Source organism: Nonomuraea typhae (assembly GCF_009760925.1).
Lineage (GTDB): Bacteria > Actinomycetota > Actinomycetes > Streptosporangiales > Streptosporangiaceae > Nonomuraea > Nonomuraea typhae.
Genome location: NZ_VRLV01000005.1, coordinates 1 through 17,493, shown reverse-complemented (window position 1 = coordinate 17,493; position 17,493 = coordinate 1). Strand labels below are relative to the sequence as shown.

Genomic DNA, 17,493 nt, shown 5'->3' with positions numbered 1-17,493 from the left:
GTCGGGATCCCGGTTCGCGGGAGGTTCAGGTCTTCAGCCCCGCCGCGGCCAGCAGAAGGGCGAGCACCGCTTCGGTCCCGCTGAACGGCACCGGCTCGCGCCCCACCTCTTCGAGCAACCCACGCAGTTCCCCACCGGACTGTTCGGGCTCCACCAGGCGTACGATGACCGTTCTCATGCCCGCACGATCCCCCGCGCCGGTTCAGGTCTGGTTCAGGTGGGGAACGGCGCGGGCTCGACCTCCAGCTCACGCATCCGCTCGGCGTAGACGTGGTAGCGCCGCCGGGCGTCGCCGCGCCGGCCCGCCTGGTCGAGCGCGCGGATCAGCCCCAGGTGGGCGCGCTCGTCGTAGCCGTCCCGCTCCAGCAGCCGCAGCCAGTAGCGGGCCGCCTCGTGGTGGCGTCCCTCCCCCGCCCGCGCCGCGGCCAGCCGCGCCGCCGCCTGCACATAGGCGAGCCTGGCCTGCTCACGCAGCCCCACCGCCCAGTCGGCATAGGGGTCCTCCTCGCAGAACTCCCCGCCGTAGGCCGCCTCGGCCGCCTTCCACCGCGCCAGCGCCTCCCCGCCGCGCCCGGCCTGCTCCAGCCGTACGGCGGCGCCGGCCAGGTCGAAGAAGCGCTCGACGTCGACGTCCACGTTCTCCAGATCCAGGCGCAGCGCCCCCTCGTCGGAGACCACGGTCTCGACCTCGTGCCCGGGATCCAGGACCGCGCGCAGGGTGGAGACCATGACGTTGAGCCGCTTGAGCCCCACCGCCTCGTTCTCCTGCTCCGGCCAGAGGATCTCGACCAGGCGCTCCCTGCTGATGGCCTTGCCTCTCCTGCTGACCAGGATCTTCAGCAGGTCGCGGGCCTTGCGGGACTGCCACGCCGTACGCGGGACGGGGACGGCGCCGCGCAGCACGCGGAAGGACCCCATCGTCTCGACCGTCACCCGCGCGCCCGCGGCGGGGGCGACGCGGGCCAGGAGCGCCTCGACGCGGTCGTCGAGCACGCGGCAGCCGATCCCGTGCATGCGCTCGGCCACCCGGGCGGCCACCTCGGCGCCGACGGCCGGGTCGGCCAGCGACGCCCGGACCAGCTCGGCCCTGGCCTGCCCGATCGGGTCGCCGAGCGCGCCCCAGCGGCGGACGGCCTCGTCGGCCAGATCGGGGTCCTTGTCCAGTTCGGCGCGGAGTTCGGCGGCGGTGGCCAGGCCGGTGTGGTGGCGGCGCTCGGCGGCGATGGGCTCGAGTTCGTCCAGCAGCGCCCTGGCGGCCTCGGCCCGGCCGGCGGTGAGCGCGACGCGGGCGGCGGCCAGGCGGGCGCTCACCGCGGCGATGCCCTCGCTCCGCTTGAGCGCCCGGGCCGCCAGGCGGGCGGCCTCCTCCGGATCCTCCGCGGCCAGGAGTTCCGCCAGCTCCGGCAGCGCGATGCCGAGGGCTTGCAGGTCGCGGGAACGTTCCGCGTCCTCCTGGATCCGGCGATAGGTGGACACGGCCGCGCCGTGCTCGCCGCGCAGCGTCTGGATGCGGGCGAGTTGCAGGAGGCCGTAGCCGATGCGCGAGCCCATCGCCTCCCAGCGCGCGACGGCGTCGGCGGCGTCCACGGCGGCCTCCTCGAGCCGGCCGAGCCCGATGAGGGCCTTGGCCCGGTTCGAGACGGTCAGCGCGGCCCAGGGCGCGAAGGCGACCAGGTCGGCCAGCCGACCGGCGATCTCCACGTCGCCCAGCGCGCCGTGGTAGTCGGCCTCGTCGATGTGGCGCGAGGCGCGGTTGCTGCGGATGCGGATGAGCTGCAGGATGTCGCCCGCGCGCTCGGCGTACTCCAGCGCCCGCAGGTAGTAGGCGTCGTTGGCCCGCCGTTCGCCGTCGAGTGCGGCGACCATGCCGAGCACGGTGTTGGCGGCTGCCAGCGCGCCCGGGTCGCCCAGGGCCGCGGCCGCGTCCAGCGCGCGGTCGGCCAGCTCGGCGCAGGCCGTCCGGTCGCCGCGCAGCCACAGCACCGAGGCGGCCGAGGCGGTGCAGATCGCCGCGTCGGCGGGAGGCGAGCCGTGCTCGGCCCCGCGCAGGTACATCGCCATGGCGGCGTCCAGGTCACCGCGCAGATGGTCGATGAAGCCGAGGCGCCTGGCCAGGAAGGAGTCGAAGGCGGCGCTGTCGGCCGCCCTGGCCAGCAGTTCGCGGGCGCGGCGCCAGTCGCCGCGGTTCTGCTCGGCGATCCCGGCCAGCCTGACCATCGCCGGGCGCTCCCTGTGCTCCTCCGGGAGGAGGGCCAGCGCGGCCAGCACGTCGTCGCCGCGCTCGGCCAGCCTGGAGCCGTGCGCCGCCAGCAGCGCCTGGGCCAGGTCGGGGTGACGGGTGGCGACGGCGGCGCGCAGCGCCTGCTCGGGCTGGTCGTGCTCGACGTACCACCGGGCGGCGACCGCGGCGGTGTCGTGCGCCTCGTGCCGGTCCAGGGGGGCGTGCCTGGTCAGCACGTGCCTGCTGGTCGTGGTCAGGCGATGGCCACCCCCGGCGGCTGAGGCTTCGGCAGCCTCCAGGAACAGGCCGCGGCTGGTCAGCGCGGCCAGCGTGTCGGGCGGGGAGCCGAGCGTGGCGGCCAGTTCGGCGGTGAGGACGGGCAGCACGGTCGCCGCCCGCAGCAGCGCGCGCATGGGCGGGGGCAGGTCGCGCAGGGCGTCGAGCGTGAGGCGTTCGAGCGTGTCGGAGGTGGCGGCCAGGCCGGAGGCGATGGCGGGCCACTCGGCGGGTTCGGCGCGGGCCATGGCCTCGAGGGCGGCCCGGACCGCGGCCGGCCAGCCGCCGCTGGCCGCGTGCAGCTCCGGTGCGATCGCGGCGCCCGCCGTACCCAGCCGCTCGCGGGCCCATGCGGCGCTCTCCTCGGCGCTCAGCGCGAGGTCGGTGGCGTCGAAGGCGAGCACCTCGAGGTCCTGGCGGAGCCGGGCGGTCGGGAAGGGCAGCGGCGCCCGCGAGGCGGTCACCACGTGCAGGTGGCGGGGCGCCGCGCGCACCAGCGTCTCGACGAAACGCACCGGGCCGGGGGCGTCGGCGATCACGTCGAGGCCGTCGAGAACCACCACGAGCGCCCGGCGTAAGCGCAGCCGCAGCGCCTCGGCCAGCGCTCCCGCGAGCGCCGCGGCCCGCGCGGGCTCGTCGGCGTCGGGACCCAGCGGCGCGTCCGCGGCGGCCAGGAGCTCGGCGGGCAGATCCGGCACGCGGGCGGCGATCCCGGCGAGCACGGCGGCCGACAGCGCGGGAAGGTCGCGATCACCCGGGCCGAACCGGTGCAGGACGCCGCCGACGGCCTCGCTCCAGCCCGCCAGCGCGATCGACTTGCCGTACCCGGTGGCCGCGACGAGCGTGGTGAGCCGGTGCGTCAACGCCCCGTCCAGCCGGCGGTCAAGGGCCGGTCGGGGCCGCACCCACCCGCGTTCCACCCCCGCATGGTACGCCGCGCGAGGAGGACGACTCCAGAGTCCGAAAAGTGCCACCTCGCGATAACGCATGGAGAGGAGCACTATGGTCAGGTACCTCTTTCGAGGAGGGCGCCGTGGATCAAGACCTGCCCGGCGGGGCGCGCGTGATCGTCGGAGTGGACGAGTCGCCGGCCGCGCGCTTGGCCCTGGCCTGGGCCATCGGAACAGCGCGGCTGCGCCGGATGCCGCTCGTCGCCGTGCATGTGAGCCGGGCGCCCATCCATCCCTTCCCCGAGGCGTTGCCGCTGCAGCACGCGGCCAGGGCCGGGGAGGAGGCGCGCGGCACCGAAGTCGTGGCCGCCGCCTTCGACGAGGTGTGCGGCGGCGTGCCGGGCGACCTCGTGACCGCGGTCGTCGGCCGGATGGGCGACCCCGGCTACCACCTGGTCGATCTGGCCGGGGAGAGCGACCTGCTGGTCCTCGGCCGCAGCAGGCGGGGCCTGCTCAGCCGGATGCTGCTGCCCTCGACCAGCATGTACTGCGCGCGGCACGCGCGGGCGACCGTGGTGATCGTGCGCGAGCCCGCGCCGCCCGACGAACCCGAGATCACGGGCGAACGCGGGCGGCGTCGTTTCTGGAGCCGCTGACCAGAAGCTCCACGGCCTTGCCCAGCCGCTCACTCCGCGCCTGCGGCGTGAGCGCCTGCAGCAGGGGCAACATGACCAGGTACCTGCCGGTCTTGTCCAGCTTCTCGAAGGCGGCCTTCGCCTCCGGAGCCGCCTCCAGCGCCTCGGCCAGGTCGGGCGGGACCGTCGCCGCCTTCTGCGACTCGTACGCCGCCGCCCACCTGCCGTCCTCCTGCGCCTTGCGCACCTCGGCCAAGCCCGGCTCGCGCATCCGGCCGGCCGCGGTCAGCATCGCCACCTTGTCCACGTTCACCTGCGACCACAGGCTCCTGGGCCGCCGGGGCACGTACTTCTGCAGGTAGTACCGCTCGTCGAGCGACTTCCGCTGCCCGGAGATCCAGCCGTAGCACAGGCCGATGTCCACGAGCTCGTCGTCGGTGACGCTCGGGAGGCCGGACTTCTTCTTGGCCACCTTCACCCACACGCCCTCCTGCCGCGTGTGGTGCCCGGCCAGCCAGTCCTCGAATGCCGCACCGTCCGCGAAGGCGCGGACCTCCACCCCGTCCAGCTCGTTCATGCCCGACACACTAGCGATAGAGGGAGGCCGCCAGGCGGCGCAGGCCGTCGGGGATGGCGGCCCTGGCGATCGCGCCGTAGCCCAGGACCACGCCGTTCTGCGGGGCATCGCCTGCGCAGTAGCCGGCAAGGGATTCCACGGCCAGGCCGGCGGCCGGCCGTACCTCGAGGCCGGGGTCGAGACGGGCGCAGACGTGCAGGCCCGCGGCCGACGGGATCGTCTGGAAGCGGTCGTCGAGCAGGTCGGTGATCAGCTCGTGCCGGGCCGCGTACTCCCGGGTGGCCTTCCTGACGTGCCTGGCCAGCAGGCCCTCGTCGATGAACCGGGCCAGGGCGGCCTGGGCGAACGGGTCGCCGTGCCAGTCGGTGAGCTGCTTGGCCGCGTGCAACGCCGTGCGCAGGGAGGCGGGCGCGATCAGGAAGCCCAGCCGGAGCGTCGGCAGCAGCGTCTTGGAGAAGGAGCCCACGTAGACCACGCGGCCGGCGCCGTCCAGGCTCTGCAGCGGCTCCAGCGGGCGCTCCCCGAAGCGGAACTCGCTGTCGTAGTCGTCCTCGATGATCACGGCGTTGCGGTGCCGCGCCCATTCCAGCAAGGCGGTACGGCGGGCCAGCGACATCGGCACGCCCAGCGGGAACTGGTGAGACGGCGTCACGTAGACCAGCCGCGCGGTCTTCGGCAGCGCGGCCACGTCCAGGCCCTGCTCGTCCACCGGCACGCCGACCACCCGCGCGCCCAGCGAGCGGAAGAGCCTGCGGGCCGGCGGGTACCCCGGCTCCTCCACGGCCACGCACCCGCCCGGCTCGATGAGGACCCGGCCGATCAGGTCGAGCGCCTGCTGCGCCCCCTGGGTGACGATGACGTCGTCGGCCCCGGCGCGCACCGACCGGCTGATGCCCGCGTGCCGGGCGATGGCCTCCTTGAGCGCGCCGACCCCCGACGGGTCGATGTATCCCGGTTCCCGCACCCGCAGCTCCCTGCCGAGCAGCCTGCGCCAGCTCGCGATCGGGAACAGCCGCGCATCGGGCACACCCACCGAGAAGTCGTACACCGCCCGCTCCCGCGCGGTCGCCAGCGGCTCGGCCTTCCGCCAGACCGGCCGCGGCTGCACCACTCCCCGCGGCGCCGCCCGCCCCCGCACCGGCTCCCCCGACACGAACGTGCCCGCCCCCGCCCGCCCGACGAGAAACCCGTCGGCCACCAGCCGGTCGTAGGCCACGGCCACGGTGTTGCGGGAGACGTCCAGCCGCCTGGCCAGCTCACGGGTCGGCGGCAGCCGTTCACCCGAGCGCAGCCGCCCGTCGAGGATCGCGTCGAGCAACTGCCGGTAGATCCGCGCGGCCAGGTCGCCCCGGCCGTCGAGACTCACGTGGACGTCCACACTTGGCCCAATCGTCTTGCCGTCGAATTGGAGCTTACGCCGGGACAATCCACCTCGTAGCGTCAGCGGTATGACTGAGAGAATCTCCATGGGCAAACTGGCGGCCAATGCGTACAAGGCGATGGCCGGACTCGACCGCTTCGTGGGCGCGAGCACGCTGCCCGCGCCCCTTCTCGAGCTGGTACGGCTGCGCGCCAGCCAGATCAACGGCTGCGTGTACTGCGTGGACATGCACAGCGGTGACGCCAAGCGGGCCGGGGAGAGCGACGTCCGCCTGCACGCCGTCGCCGTCTGGCCCGAGGCCCCTTTCTTCACCCCGCAGGAGCGGGCCGCGCTGGCCTACACCGAGGCCGCCACCCGCCTGGCCGGCGGGGACGTGAGCGACGAGGTCTGGGCGCTTGTCACCGGGCAGTTCACCGAGGAGGAACAGGCCGCCCTGGTCGTGGCCGTCGCCACCATCAACGCCTGGAACCGGATCGCCGTCTCCTCCCGGATGGTGCCGGAATCCTTCAAGGTCCAGGGTGGGGTCCAGCACGACCTGAGCGGGTGCGGGGTGCATCTAGCCGGTGCGGGGTGCATCTAGCACCACCTAAGTCGGCAACTGGGTGCATTCTGCCGCTCCGGGCGCGCTTCTAGCGTCGGTGCCATGACAGTCTCACGTCGCGGATTCATCGGCGGTACGGCGGCGCTCGGCGGCACGGCGGTCCTCGCGGAGCGCGCGAACGCGGCCGGGGCCCCTTCTACCGGCCCCGTCATCGTCCGGCCGGACGATCCCCGGTACGCGGACCTGGCCGAGCGTCGCGTCAACCTCCGGCACCGGCACGCACCCGAGTACTTCCACCTGGTCACGACCACCGCCCAGGTCGTCGCCGCGGTCAACCAGGCCGTTCGCGCCGGGCACCGGGTCACCGTGCGCAGCGGTGGCCACTGCTACGAGAACTTCATCGGTGACGGCTCCCAGGTCATCGTCGATCTGGTCGAGATGAACGAGGTCGCCTTCGACGCCAAGCGCGGCGCCTTCGTCGTCGAGGCCGGGGCCACGCTCATGCAGGCATATCGCACCCTCTACTACGGGTGGGGGGTCACCCTCCCCGGCGGCCAGTGCGGGGGCGTGGCCGCCGGGGGGCACATCATGGGCGGAGGTTACGGGCCGCTGTCGCGGCGTCACGGGCTCACCGCCGACTACGTGCACGCCGTCGAGGTCGTGGTCGTCGACGCCTCGGGGCGGGCGCGGGCGGTCATCGCCGATCGCGGCCACGACCTCTGGTGGGCGCACACCGGGGGCGGCGGCGGGAACTTCGGCATCGTCACCCGGTACTGGCTGCGCGATCCCCGCGCCCGGGGCAACGACCCGTCACAGCTCCTGCCGCGGCCGCCGGCCACCGTACTGTCCGGAGTCGCCATCTGGGGCTGGGAGGGGATGAGCAAGGAGTCGTTCCGGCGGCTGCTGCGCAACTACGGGACCTGGCACGAGCGCAACAGCGCCGCGGACTCTCCGTACACCGCGCTGTGGAGCTCGATGATCATCCCCGCCCGGAAGACGGGCGACGACCAGGGCGGGATGATCATGCCGACCCAGATCGACGCCGGTGTCCCCGGGGCGGAGCGGTTACTCCAGGACTTCTTCGCGGCCGTCGGCGACGGGGTCCCGCCCTACGTACCGCCGGTGACGCGGCAGCCCTGGTACCAGGCGGTGCGCAGCCTGTCCCTCGGCGCCGATCGGGAGGTCGGGCACAACAAGGGCAAGTCCGCGCACCTGCGGGCGCGCTTCACCGACGAGCAGGCCGACGTGGCCTACGACCACCTCACCAACCCCGGCCCCGAGGTCGCCGACGGGGGCATGCTCTGGCTGCTGTCCTACGGCGGCCAGGTCAACTCCGTCGCCCCTACCGCCACCGCCACCCACGAGCGCTCGTCGGTGATGAAGGTCATCCACCTGGCCGCCTGGTCTCCCGAGCAGGACGGCAAGGCCCACATGGAGTGGGTGCGCAGCCTGCACAGCAAGACCTTCGCGGCCACCGGAGGCGTCCCCGTGCCCGGCGGGAACTGCGGCGGGGCCTACATCAACTACCCCGACGCCGACCACGCCGATCCGCGGTGGAACACCTCCGGGGTGCCGTGGTCCACGTTGTACTACGGCGAGAACTATGCGCGGCTGCAGCGGATCAAGGCGCGGTGGGACCCGCGTGACGTGTTCCGGCACGCGTTGTCGATCCGGCCTTCCCTCATCAGGTCGTGAAAACGTCTGACGTCAGGTCGTGAAACGTCTGGCGCGCTCCACGCAGGCGGGGCAGATGGGCTCCTTGACCGATCTGGCCAAGGCTTCCGGGGATGGTTCACGCTGGCCGCCCAGAACCGTCATGTCCGGCGGGACACCGGTCTCGGGGTCGATCGTGATGGTCATGACCTTCGCCGGGATGTAGGCGAAGGTGCGCTTGCACGCGTAGCACTTGCCGATCGTGGTGATCTGGTCCTCGCCCTTGCCTGCGTTCATGTCAGCCAGACTTTACGGCGAGGCGCAGGGGCCGGTAGATCAGGCCGTCGGAGCTCCAGCGGATGTCGGCCGGGTCTTCCTGCGGGCGGAGATCGGGCAGGCGGGTGGTCAGCGCCCTGAAGGCTTCCTGGAGCTCCATTCTGGCGAGGTTCGCGCCGAGGCAGTAGTGGGTGCCGTAGCCGAAGGACAGATGGGCGGGGGGCGGCCCGCCCGCCTTTCCTCCCGCTTCTCCCTCCACGAATCGGCGGATGTCGAAGCGCCTCGGGTCCGCGTACACCTCGGGATCCTGGTTGGCCGCGGCCGGGTTGGGGAGGACGACGACGCCCGCCTGGACCACGCCGCCGGACAGGGCGATGTCCGCGGTGGCCCGGCGCAGCAGGCCGTTGCCGCCCGGGCCCTCGTAGCGCAGGATCTCCTCCACCGCGGGCTCCAGCAGTTCCGGATTCCTCACCAGGTCCGCGTATTGCTCCGGGTGGCTGAGCAGGCGGAACATCCCCCGGATGATGATCGAGGCGGTGGTCTCGTGGCCGGCCAGGATGAGCGTGAAGACCATGTTGGTCAGTTCGTCCTCGCTGAGCCGGTCGCCCTCGTCCCTCGCCGCGATGAGGAGGTCCAGCAGGTCGTCCCCCGGCCGTGCCCGGTGCTCGGCGATCAGCTCGCCGGCGTAGGCCATGAAGCTGGCATACCCCTCGCCTCTGGCCTCGGCGTTCGCCTCCGAGGTGGACAGGAACACCTCCGTCCATTCGCGGAACTGCGCGTACCGGTCCATGGGCACGCCCAGCATCTCGCAGATCACCCGTGCGGGCAGCGGCAGCGCGAAGCCGGTGACCACGTCGAACTCCCGGCCCGCCGTATCGATCAGCTCGTTCGCGATCGCCGCCGCCCTGGGGCGCCATCGCTCGATCTGCCGGGGTGTGAACGTGCCCTGCATGATGCGGCGGTAGCGGGTGTGCGCCGGCGGGTCCTGGTTGATCAGCGCCGCCGGGTCGTCCTCCACGGTCGTGCCGTTGACCATCCTGGGCAGGCCGGGTTCCCGCAGGTTGCGGCTGCTGGCCGGGGAGCTGAGCAGCGTCCTGACGTCCTCGTGCCGGACGGCCATCGGGACCTTGTCGCCGCTGGGCATCGTGGCCGGCTCCAGAGGGGCCTCGGCGTGGCGTCGGGGCAGATCGGGTGAGGGTGAACCGAGAGGGCCGGGAGGGAGATCCGGCCAGGGCCATGTGGTGCTGGACTCGTCCTTCAAGGTCGCCTCCTGGCGAGATGTCCAACGCGCTGACTGGACCGTACGAGACGGCCCCTTACCGGTCAATCGGTCGGCGGCGGGTGGAGGCTAGAAAATTTCATCACGAAACGATTGATGAAGACATCCTTCACGACTATCTTCATGATCGACCACTTCGGTTAACCGGGCGCCCAGCCGTACATCACCCCCCAACGTCGCACCTTCCAGAGAGGTGAGCATGCCCGCAACCTGGTCGAAGATCTTGAGTTCCGCGTTGTTAACGCTGTTATGCGCCTTCGCGACGGCGTTCATTCCGCAGGCCGCTTCGGCGCAGCAACTGGCCGTGTCCCACAAGAGCCCGTTCAACTGCGGCAAGACCTTCAACGCCAATAACTGGTACCCCAACCACAGCCCCTCGGGCTCCATCGACTGGCAGGACTACGGCGGCGACGACATCAACGGCGAGCCCGTCCGCGCCACCGCCGCCGGAACCGCCTACTTCAACGACGCCGGCAGCACCAGCTACGGCAAATGGATTGAAATCCGGCACACCGACGGCACCAGGACCCGGTACGCGCACCTCGCCAGCATGGTGCGGGGCGCCGGCAGCTCGATGAGCGTCAGCCAGGGCACCCAGATCGGGACCGTCGGCTCCACCGGCGGCTCCAGCGCACCCCACCTCCACTACGAACAGCGCACCTCCACCGGCGCCATGGACACCAGCCCCACCGTGGACGGCGTCACCGTGTCCCTCGGCCAGAGAAAGCCCGTCACCAGCACCAACGGCTGCGGCGGCACCAGCAACCCCTACACGCCGGAGGAAGCCTGCGGCAGCGGCTACGCCGTGATCGACTCGGCCGCTCTCACCGGCGGGCGGACCTATCTGCTGTACAACTCGGGTAACGGCAACAACTGCGTCGTGACGATGAAGTCGACGAGCCTGGGTACGCCGTCGCCGGTTTCCGCCTTCCTGGAGCCGCAGGGCGAAAGCCGGACTACCGATTCGGGGAACTACGGGTATTACGCGGGGCCGGTCCGGCTGAACGCCGCCAACCAGTGCGTCAAGTGGGGCGGGTCGGTCGGGAGCAGCTCTTACACCAGCCCATTTGAACACTGCGGCTGACGACCTCCACATCAAAGGCCACTTCCCTTTGTTCAGGGGAGTGGCCTTTGCGGTTCATATCTTCAGAGATTATCGGGAAATAGCCACCTATAGTCCATCAGGCGGGCATGCTATGGATCCGCATCATTCCTGGGCCTGATATCGCGGCCGGGCACCTTGCCGGCGGCATTTCCGGCATGCTTGGTGCGTGACGAGCGTTCTGCGGCTTGGGCCGGAAGACAACTCCTCCCTGCAGGAGGCGGGCCGGATCCTTTATGCGCAGGGGTGGCCGGAGGTTCATACCGTCCGGAACATGCTCGCGCAGTGGGAGTGGCTGGGTTCCCAGGTCGAGCGTGGGTACACCGCGACGCTGGCCGAGTACCTCGACGACCTGTCCTGCCGCGAATGGCTGGCCCGGGCCGGACTCCTGGTGACCGAACCGGCGCGGACGCTGCTGGATCAGGCTCTTCAGCCGCTGGACACACGCTTCCAGGCCGCCACGGAGGACGACGGGAGCGGCGTGCTCTCTGGCCACGGCCAGGCCGGGCGAGGTGACGGCTGGTGGTGGAAGCGCATACCGCGCCGGCTCATCGGCGGCCTGGCCCAGTTCAAGGGTCACTGAACGTCCGGGTTTGTGGGCGATGTGCGGAGATTCGCGAAGCGCGGTGACGACCCGGGCCTGACGCCCGGCGGCTCATGATGGTTACGGTGATCGACATGGGAACTAGCGCGGCATTTCTGCAGCTGGCGGATGTAACGTCGGCCTTAGACTCCACTCTCACCGCCGTAAGGGCAGCGGGAGCCGACCCGAGATATCGCATGGGTGGCACCGGCGCCGCTCTGCTGCAAGGTGTCCGTCTTCCCGTCGGAGACATCGACCTGCTGGTGGCGCGACGGGAGGACGTGGACACGATCGCCGCCGCCCTTTCGTCCTTCCCCTGCCTGTATGCGGCGTCGTGGATCCCCGAGAGTTCGCAGTATTTCGCCAGATACGAAGTGAACGGGGTCCATGTCGAGATCAGCACGGTGGAGGTGGAGGACGACTCCGACGCCATGGAGTGCGTCGGCCGTGGCCCGTGGCAGCACTACGTCCTTGTCACGTGCGGCTCGCATCGTGTTCCCGTGGTGCGCCTCGAACTGCGGCTGGCCACGGAGCTCCGGCGTGACCGGCCCGATCGATACGAACCGCTCCTCGACCACATGGCGGCGCGGGGGTTCGATGCCGGCCTGCTCCAGAGGGCTATGACCGCGCACGGTCTCCCGCCGGAACGCCGACGCTGGGTCAACGACCGCCTGAACGGTTCTCCTCATCCCAGGTGAGTGCTTGCGAAGCGGTGCGATGGCGCCGAGCCACGGTTACCCTCGGCGAGTGGACCAACACGAAGCGCTCGCGGCCCTGGCTCTCGTGGGGAACGGTGTCACTCCAGGCGCCGTTGAGACGGAAACACTCGACTTCCAACAAGTAGCCGATTCGCCGAAGGCGACCTTCAGCTTATTGGCGGACACTCTGGCGTGTTTCATGAACGCTCGTGGTGGCACAGTCGTGCTGGGCGTTGACGATAGTGCGGTCGATCGATCCCACGCCCTCAAAGGGGTGCCGGAGAGCTACAGCGTTGATTCCATACGCAAAGGCATATTCGACCGCACCAGACCGCCTATCACGGCATTCGCCCACGAGCTGCTCGTTGATGGAGTTCGCCTGATTCTGCTCACCGTCCCGGAGGGCGTGGTGCCCCACAGCAATACAGCCGGCCTCTCCACTCGTCGCCAGGGCACGGAATGCCTGCCCTACTCGCCCGGCCAGCAGCGCGAAGTCATGATCGCGCGTGGGCACGTAGATTGGTCCGCGGACGCCTCGGGTCTCGATGTGGCGGACCTTAGCGGTATTGAGCTTGACCGTTTGCGTCGCATCCTGAGTAGCAGCGGCCGAGGCCACTCGGCAGAATTGCCGGACCGAGCCCTAGTACAGTCACTCCAGCTTATCGCCGGGAACGGCAGCGTAACCAACGCGGGAGCGCTTCTCCTGGCCGATGAGGCCACCATAGACGACCTCATCCCCACCTATGGCTACTCATACAGGTTCCGGCCGACCGCTGGCAGCGAGGCCACGGAGAGAATGCGAGGGAGCCGCCCTTTGATGGCGGCGGTTCAGGCATTAGCTAGAATCATAGAAGCGCGTCGAGAAATTCTTCCCCTCGCTGTGGCCGGCGGAGTGCAGCTCTCACTCACCGACTACCCGAGCGACGCGGTCAGCGAACTGATCATAAACGGGTTCATTCACCGCTCCTATGAGGTGGGTGGCACCGTGGACGTGGAGCAGTCTCCACAGTGCCTGGCGATCACGAGTCCGGGAGAGCTTGTGACCGGAGTGACCCCGTCCAATATCCTCACGTATCCGCCGACCCCAAGAAACAGACTGCTGACCGAAACGGTTTCCCTTCTCCTCCTGGCGGAACGAACCGGACCAGGAGTGGATAGAACCTACAGAGAAATGCTACGCGTAGGCAAAGAGCCACCCATCTTCGAGGAGATGGGAGGACGAGTGCGCGCAACTCTGGCCGGCGGACTTGGAAATGAATCATTCGCCCGGTTCGTGAACAACTTGCCGGCGCGCACAGGAAGAGATCTGAACGCTCTCCTCGCCCTTTCATGCCTTCGCCACAGCAGCAGCATCGAGGCCGTCAGGCTGGCCACCATAATCCAACGCACGCCAGTAGAGGCCCAGGGAGTGCTCACGACGATGGCCAGCGAATACCATCTCATAGAGCCGACACGACGAACCTTCAGAAGATCCTTTCCAACGTACCGATTGAGGTCTGAGACGCTGGCCGCGATGTCTCGATCGGTCACCTACGGAAGCCGCACGATAGACGACACCGATCACAAGGTCGTCGAGCACGTCCGGGAGTATGGATTTGTCACGAACCAAACCATACGCCGCCTGTTCGACCTCCATGTCTACGCAGCCCGCGACCTGCTGACCGACCTCAGAGAACGAGACATACTAGAAAAGATCGGAAATGCCAGAGGAGGGGCCGGGGTCCGCTACGGCCCGGGATCCAAATTCCCTCCGGGGAAGGCCGAGCAGAGCAAGTGAATGCCACACCTGGATGCCCACCAAGCAACGTCACAAGGAGCACCAGCAGTAGAGCAGATCGGACACGACGGCAGGCTCCAATCCGGTTGACCTATGCCACCAGGTGTCTATCCCGGTGGGGATCACTGTTGCGCAGGCAGACGATCCCTATCTCCGCGAAGTGGGTTTCCTAGTGGTCCAGCACCGAGTAGAGGCGGACGGCGACGGCTCTCTGTGGCAGCCCTAGAAGCAGGGAGGGGGCCGGATATCAGTCGCAGATGGTTGCCTAGTCAGTTTGTGCACGGCTGCCGCAAACTCAACAAGAAGAACACGCGGAGCGAAGCGGAGCACTTTTGATCAGGGCGGGCTCCAACTGGTTCGGAGATACAGCCTCACCCCACACGTCCGAAGGGCGCATGAGGGTAAGGCCGTGTCTGTGGAGCCTAGAAGATTGGAACTCCTGACATCCTGCTTGCAAATAGCCACGACGATCTTGACCCATGTGGGGAGATGCAGCTCAGCGTCTTGATCGGGTTACCCATGGTTCCCCACCGTTGCCCGTTGTTTCCCGTCCCATCGGGCACGCAACGGGCACGGCTGAGGAGACTCACTACATGATCGCGGATGCGCTCGCCTTCCCTGGAGCCTTGGTGGACCCCAAACGGTCTCCACCACCGACCGATACCGTCACGGGGCCGAGCGCTGATTGCTGACTCTCGATGTAGAACGAGACCGATAACGGTGCACTAAGGCTGCGACCGCCCACGTGAGAGCAAAGACCATGCCGCCCAAGATGAGACCATGCTCAATCCATTCAGCAACGACACCCCACCCCTCGACCAACCAGCTCTGCGGTTCACCCGAGATGATGCCGATTATGTGAGTGAAGACGCTCCATGCAGCGATAGCTGCCAGCAGCCAATTTCTCCAGGCAGGGCTGTTGTCAGCCGATATCGATGTGATCAAGCCCTGACGTAGCTGCGCATACATTGAACTACGACGTTCGCGATCGCTCACGAGGATCACTATGACACTGCTACTCCACGCAGCGGAAGAGTGTCCGCTCCTCGTCGGCTTGGCCACGGGGTGAATGCCGATTCCCGGACCGACGTGCATTCTCCGTCCCCGCCTGATCGGCTTCGTTCGTCGCGATCATCCCGGAGCCAGAGGCCCCCGCCGGAGGCATGCTTGAACATCTGCCCCAGATGACGGCGCGCCTCGTCCTGCGCGGTGGTGCGGCGCTTGGTCGGCGGGTTCGGGGTGTACGGCGTGGCGGGCGTACGGCGATGCCCCGCGCGGCGCCTGCGCCGTGACCGGCCCCAGGCCGCAGCGCGGCGCGGGGTCGCTAGCGCGGGGCGTACGGCGGCGCGGCGCGCCGCCGCTTGATCCATATAGGAGGGATTCTGCAGTGGTCTGCGTGGTCGGGTGGTAGAACGCTGGGTGTGGAGGATCGTCGGGATCGGCTTCGGGCGCTTGGGGAGTTCGTCCGGCGTCGGCGTAAGGAAGCCGGGTTGACAGGTAAGGATCTTGCCCTTCGGGCTCAGATTGCTCAGCCGACGATTTCGCGGATCGAGACCGGACACCTCCTCCCGACCCCTGAGACCGTTGATCGGCTGGTTGAGGCGCTCGGCCTGGATGCCGCCTCCCGCGCGGAGTTGGACGCCCTTGTCCTGAGGTTGCGTGATGAGGTCGCCCGGTTGAAGGGTGGTTGGCCGGTCGGGAGTCGGCGAACATGGCGCGGGTCCGTTCCGCCGGCCGGGTGGTGTCGTTTCAGGCAGTAGACCGAGATAGAGCGGCCCGGCTCGATGCGCAACGTCTCACCGGGGCGTCGGAGAGCGGTAAGTCCCGCGCCGTACGTCTGCCAGTCGAAGCGTGATGCTGGGTCGGCGTAGGACACGGCCATCCCGCCACCGATGTTGACCTCAGTGACGCCAAGGCTACGAGCGTAGTCGAGAATGGCGCTGGCCAGCTCAAGCATGGTCGGTGCATCCATGCCGCTGGCCAGGTGGGCGTGGATGCCGCGAAGCCGTACAGCGTCCTGGCCCTTGAGCATGTCGAGACACTCGGCAACGCCGGTCGGGTCCATGCCGAACGGCGTTGCACCGCCGCCCATGGCCAGGGAAGCGCCCTTGATCGGAATGTCGAGATTGACCCTCAGGAGCACGTCAGCCGATCGGCCGGCCATGAACAGTCGCCGGATCTCGCTCGGGCTCTCGATGTGGAGCCGGTAGACGTCGGCGAAGAGTTCCGCGTCCGTCTTGCCGGGGCCGCCTATGGCGATGCGAGATCCGGGGAAGTGCTCGCGCACGTGGGCAAGCTCTCCTCCGGAAGCGATCTCGAAGCCCTGGACGTAGGGCGCGATGACCTCCATCAGCTTCGGGTCCGGATTGGCCTTGACGGCGTAATAGACCTCGATGTCACTCATGGCGTACCGGATAACGGCCATGTGCTTGTCAAGTTCACCAAGGTCGTAGACGTAGGCAGGCAGTTGGCCCGCGTCAGCCAGTTCCAAGGCCCGTGCGCGGATCGGCAGGGTGCTTACTGTCATCTCGCATCGTCTTCTTCGGGTGGTCTGGCCGTGCGTCAGCTCAGCGGGAACGTGTGCTCGATCACCAGATAGTGAGCGGGCGTCACTGTCGTAGTCACCTCGACAGCCTGCCCTGATTCCGTCTTGCCTACGTGGAAGATGTTGAGCACTGTGCGCTCCGGGCTGATCTCCAGCGCGTCGGCTTCCTCCTCCGTGGGCGGCCTGACGTGGATGCGCTCCGTCGCTTCGACCTGAGCGTAGCCAAGCTCGGCCAGGGCGGTTTTGACGCCACCCCGAATGTTCGGCCCTTCGACTTCCAGCTCGCTCCCCTCCGCAATGGAGAGTGGGACCCGTGATCGGGAGACGGCTCACGGGCCGACCGCGTTTCGCGAAGCGACTGGTATTACTGGCATATGCAGGAAGAGACCGCGCGGTCCGCGATCGACACATTCATCTCCGCGTTCAACGCCTCGGACGACAGCTATGTGACTGCGCTGCTCTCCCAGGCTCTGACCTCGGACGTGATCTTCTGGGGGCCGTTGGGCCGCAGCGAAGGGATCGAGGCGGTCGAGCGGTTCGTGCTGGACATCCGGCGCCACCCGGCGGGGACCGGCACGATGGTGCGCTGCTCGGCGGTAGACATGCCTGACGAGTGGGCCCGGTACCGGTGGGTCTTCACCACGCCGGATGGAGGTCCCCGCCTGGCGGGAACGGACGTCGTCCATCTGCGGCGGAGCCTCATCGACCAGGTCATCGTCTTCGCGGGGGAGATCGAGCCGTCCGCCTCCTAAGTCATCCTTCTCTGGCGTCGTCCTTCTCCTGAACCAGCCCGTTCGGCGCTCCGGGGCTGCGGTTCGCGGTTGGTCAGGCTGCGGTATTGAGGGGGCGTCCGCCCCAGCGGATGCTTTTCTCGCTGCGGATGCGGGCGCGTTCTTTGCGTTCGGCGGCCAGGACGTCGCGGTGGCGGGCGTTGAGGGGCCTAGCGTTTTCCGGACAGCCAGCTTGCGGGCGTAGCCTACGCGGCCATCTGGGATGAATCGTGTTCGTTGAGGACTTCCTGGGGCGGCCGGTAGCCCAATGCGGAGTGCAGTCGGCGGC

17 protein-coding genes and 3 pseudogenes are annotated in these 17,493 nt (G+C 69.1%); 9 read left to right on the top strand and 11 right to left on the bottom strand.

Annotated elements, in window-relative coordinates:
* Positions 1 to 25 precede the first annotated feature (25 nt).
* Both FVE25_RS19430 and FVE25_RS19425 read right to left on the bottom strand, forming a co-directional pair.
* Positions 26 to 178 (bottom strand): hypothetical protein, encoded by a 153-nt coding sequence (locus tag FVE25_RS19430; RefSeq protein WP_157248420.1) that lies wholly within the window; start codon positions 176 to 178, stop codon positions 26 to 28.
* 35 nt (positions 179 to 213) lie between these two features.
* Positions 214 to 3,417 (bottom strand): AfsR/SARP family transcriptional regulator, encoded by a 3,204-nt coding sequence (locus FVE25_RS19425; RefSeq protein WP_157248418.1) that lies wholly within the window; start codon positions 3,415 to 3,417, stop codon positions 214 to 216.
* 113 nt (positions 3,418 to 3,530) lie between these two features.
* Here FVE25_RS19425 and FVE25_RS19420 point away from each other — a divergent pair, with 113 nt between their 5' ends.
* Positions 3,531 to 4,043 carry a universal stress protein gene (locus FVE25_RS19420; protein WP_157248417.1) on the top strand — a complete coding sequence of 171 codons (513 nt, stop codon included), beginning with the start codon at positions 3,531 to 3,533 and terminating at the stop codon, positions 4,041 to 4,043.
* Here FVE25_RS19420 and FVE25_RS19415 read toward each other — a convergent pair.
* Both FVE25_RS19415 and pdxR read right to left on the bottom strand, forming a co-directional pair.
* Positions 4,003 to 4,599, bottom strand: coding sequence for a YdeI/OmpD-associated family protein (locus tag FVE25_RS19415; protein ID WP_157248416.1), 597 nt, complete (start codon positions 4,597 to 4,599; stop codon positions 4,003 to 4,005). The genes FVE25_RS19420 and FVE25_RS19415 overlap by 41 nt on opposite strands.
* Before the next feature lie 10 nt (positions 4,600 to 4,609).
* A complete protein-coding gene (gene pdxR, locus FVE25_RS19410; RefSeq protein WP_246267192.1) occupies positions 4,610 to 5,965 on the bottom strand; it encodes a MocR-like pyridoxine biosynthesis transcription factor PdxR in 1,356 nt (451 codons plus the stop codon).
* 82 nt (positions 5,966 to 6,047) lie between these two features.
* On the opposite strand from pdxR, the gene FVE25_RS19405 reads away from it, so the two are divergent.
* Together FVE25_RS19405 and FVE25_RS19400 are read left to right on the top strand one after the other, a co-directional pair.
* Positions 6,048 to 6,560: a carboxymuconolactone decarboxylase family protein gene (locus FVE25_RS19405; protein WP_157248414.1), complete on the top strand. Its 513-nt coding sequence runs from the start codon at positions 6,048 to 6,050 to the stop codon at positions 6,558 to 6,560.
* Between the two features lie 63 nt (positions 6,561 to 6,623).
* A complete protein-coding gene (locus FVE25_RS19400; RefSeq protein ID WP_157248413.1) occupies positions 6,624 to 8,216 on the top strand; it encodes an FAD-binding oxidoreductase in 1,593 nt (530 codons plus the stop codon).
* A gap of 12 nt (positions 8,217 to 8,228) precedes the next feature.
* On the opposite strand, the gene FVE25_RS19395 is transcribed toward FVE25_RS19400, so the two are convergent.
* The 3 genes from FVE25_RS19395 to FVE25_RS53880 form a co-directional block, all read right to left on the bottom strand.
* The gene (locus FVE25_RS19395; protein ID WP_157248412.1) at positions 8,229 to 8,471 is read right to left on the bottom strand and encodes a hypothetical protein; all 243 of its coding nucleotides are present in this window, start codon (positions 8,469 to 8,471) and stop codon (positions 8,229 to 8,231) included.
* Position 8,472: 1 nt separating this feature from the next.
* Entirely contained in the window at positions 8,473 to 9,594 is a 1,122-nt protein-coding gene (locus tag FVE25_RS19390; protein WP_157248411.1) for a cytochrome P450, read from the bottom strand.
* Positions 9,595 to 9,798: 204 nt separating this feature from the next.
* The gene (locus tag FVE25_RS53880) at positions 9,799 to 10,002 is read right to left on the bottom strand and encodes a hypothetical protein (RefSeq protein ID WP_181019680.1); all 204 of its coding nucleotides are present in this window, start codon (positions 10,000 to 10,002) and stop codon (positions 9,799 to 9,801) included.
* A gap of 31 nt (positions 10,003 to 10,033) precedes the next feature.
* Between FVE25_RS53880 and FVE25_RS56320 the strand changes: the two genes are divergently transcribed.
* The 4 genes from FVE25_RS56320 (at position 10,034) to FVE25_RS19370 (ending at position 13,889) form a co-directional block, all read left to right on the top strand.
* Positions 10,034 to 10,813, top strand: a complete 780-nt coding sequence (locus FVE25_RS56320) for a M23 family metallopeptidase (RefSeq protein ID WP_281367864.1) — start codon at positions 10,034 to 10,036, stop codon at positions 10,811 to 10,813.
* Between the two features lie 187 nt (positions 10,814 to 11,000).
* Positions 11,001 to 11,414 (top strand): hypothetical protein, encoded by a 414-nt coding sequence (locus FVE25_RS19380; RefSeq protein WP_157248409.1) that lies wholly within the window; start codon positions 11,001 to 11,003, stop codon positions 11,412 to 11,414.
* Positions 11,415 to 11,500: 86 nt separating this feature from the next.
* Positions 11,501 to 12,112 (top strand): hypothetical protein, encoded by a 612-nt coding sequence (locus FVE25_RS19375; RefSeq protein WP_157248408.1) that lies wholly within the window; start codon positions 11,501 to 11,503, stop codon positions 12,110 to 12,112.
* A 49-nt stretch (positions 12,113 to 12,161) separates the two neighbouring features.
* Positions 12,162 to 13,889: an RNA-binding domain-containing protein gene (locus FVE25_RS19370; RefSeq protein ID WP_181019635.1), complete on the top strand. Its 1,728-nt coding sequence runs from the start codon at positions 12,162 to 12,164 to the stop codon at positions 13,887 to 13,889.
* Positions 13,890 to 14,555: 666 nt separating this feature from the next.
* Here the strand turns inward: FVE25_RS19370 and FVE25_RS19365 are convergent.
* Positions 14,556 to 14,885 carry a hypothetical protein gene (locus tag FVE25_RS19365; RefSeq protein ID WP_157248406.1) on the bottom strand — a complete coding sequence of 110 codons (330 nt, stop codon included), beginning with the start codon at positions 14,883 to 14,885 and terminating at the stop codon, positions 14,556 to 14,558.
* A 425-nt stretch (positions 14,886 to 15,310) separates the two neighbouring features.
* Here FVE25_RS19365 and FVE25_RS57035 point away from each other — a divergent pair.
* Positions 15,311 to 15,466: pseudogene (locus FVE25_RS57035) on the top strand (helix-turn-helix domain-containing protein); the annotation flags it as partial.
* Here FVE25_RS57035 and FVE25_RS19355 read toward each other — a convergent pair.
* Complete coding sequence (locus FVE25_RS19355) at positions 15,418 to 16,416, bottom strand: alanine racemase (RefSeq protein ID WP_157248404.1); 999 nt, start codon at positions 16,414 to 16,416, stop codon at positions 15,418 to 15,420. The pseudogene FVE25_RS57035 and the gene FVE25_RS19355 sit on opposite strands and share 49 nt — an antisense overlap.
* Positions 16,417 to 16,451: 35 nt before the next feature.
* Positions 16,452 to 16,736: pseudogene (locus FVE25_RS57030) on the bottom strand (UTRA domain-containing protein); the annotation flags it as partial.
* A 72-nt stretch (positions 16,737 to 16,808) separates the two neighbouring features.
* Here FVE25_RS57030 and FVE25_RS19345 point away from each other — a divergent pair.
* Positions 16,809 to 17,186, top strand: a complete 378-nt coding sequence (locus FVE25_RS19345; protein WP_157248403.1) for a nuclear transport factor 2 family protein — start codon at positions 16,809 to 16,811, stop codon at positions 17,184 to 17,186.
* Between the two features lie 73 nt (positions 17,187 to 17,259).
* Here FVE25_RS19345 and FVE25_RS56835 read toward each other — a convergent pair.
* Positions 17,260 to 17,376: pseudogene (locus FVE25_RS56835) on the bottom strand (IS630 family transposase); the annotation flags it as partial.
* Positions 17,377 to 17,493 lie beyond the last annotated feature (117 nt).

What these genes read in the sequence shown, in the direction of transcription:
- FVE25_RS19430 (WP_157248420.1), bottom strand. Translation starts at nt 178, where the DNA reads ATGAGAACGGTCATCGTACGCCTGGTGGAGCCCGAACAGTCCGGTGGG.
- FVE25_RS19395 (WP_157248412.1), bottom strand. Translation starts at nt 8,471, where the DNA reads ATGAACGCAGGCAAGGGCGAGGACCAGATCACCACGATCGGCAAGTGC.
- FVE25_RS19415 (WP_157248416.1), bottom strand. Translation starts at nt 4,599, where the DNA reads ATGAACGAGCTGGACGGGGTGGAGGTCCGCGCCTTCGCGGACGGTGCG.
- FVE25_RS53880 (WP_181019680.1), bottom strand. Translation starts at nt 10,002, where the DNA reads ATGAACGCCGTCGCGAAGGCGCATAACAGCGTTAACAACGCGGAACTC.
- FVE25_RS19345 (WP_157248403.1), top strand. Translation starts at nt 16,809, where the DNA reads ATGCAGGAAGAGACCGCGCGGTCCGCGATCGACACATTCATCTCCGCG.
- FVE25_RS19355 (WP_157248404.1), bottom strand. Translation starts at nt 16,416, where the DNA reads ATGACAGTAAGCACCCTGCCGATCCGCGCACGGGCCTTGGAACTGGCT.
- FVE25_RS19400 (WP_157248413.1), top strand. Translation starts at nt 6,624, where the DNA reads ATGACAGTCTCACGTCGCGGATTCATCGGCGGTACGGCGGCGCTCGGC.
- FVE25_RS19405 (WP_157248414.1), top strand. Translation starts at nt 6,048, where the DNA reads ATGACTGAGAGAATCTCCATGGGCAAACTGGCGGCCAATGCGTACAAG.
- FVE25_RS19390 (WP_157248411.1), bottom strand. Translation starts at nt 9,594, where the DNA reads ATGCCCAGCGGCGACAAGGTCCCGATGGCCGTCCGGCACGAGGACGTC.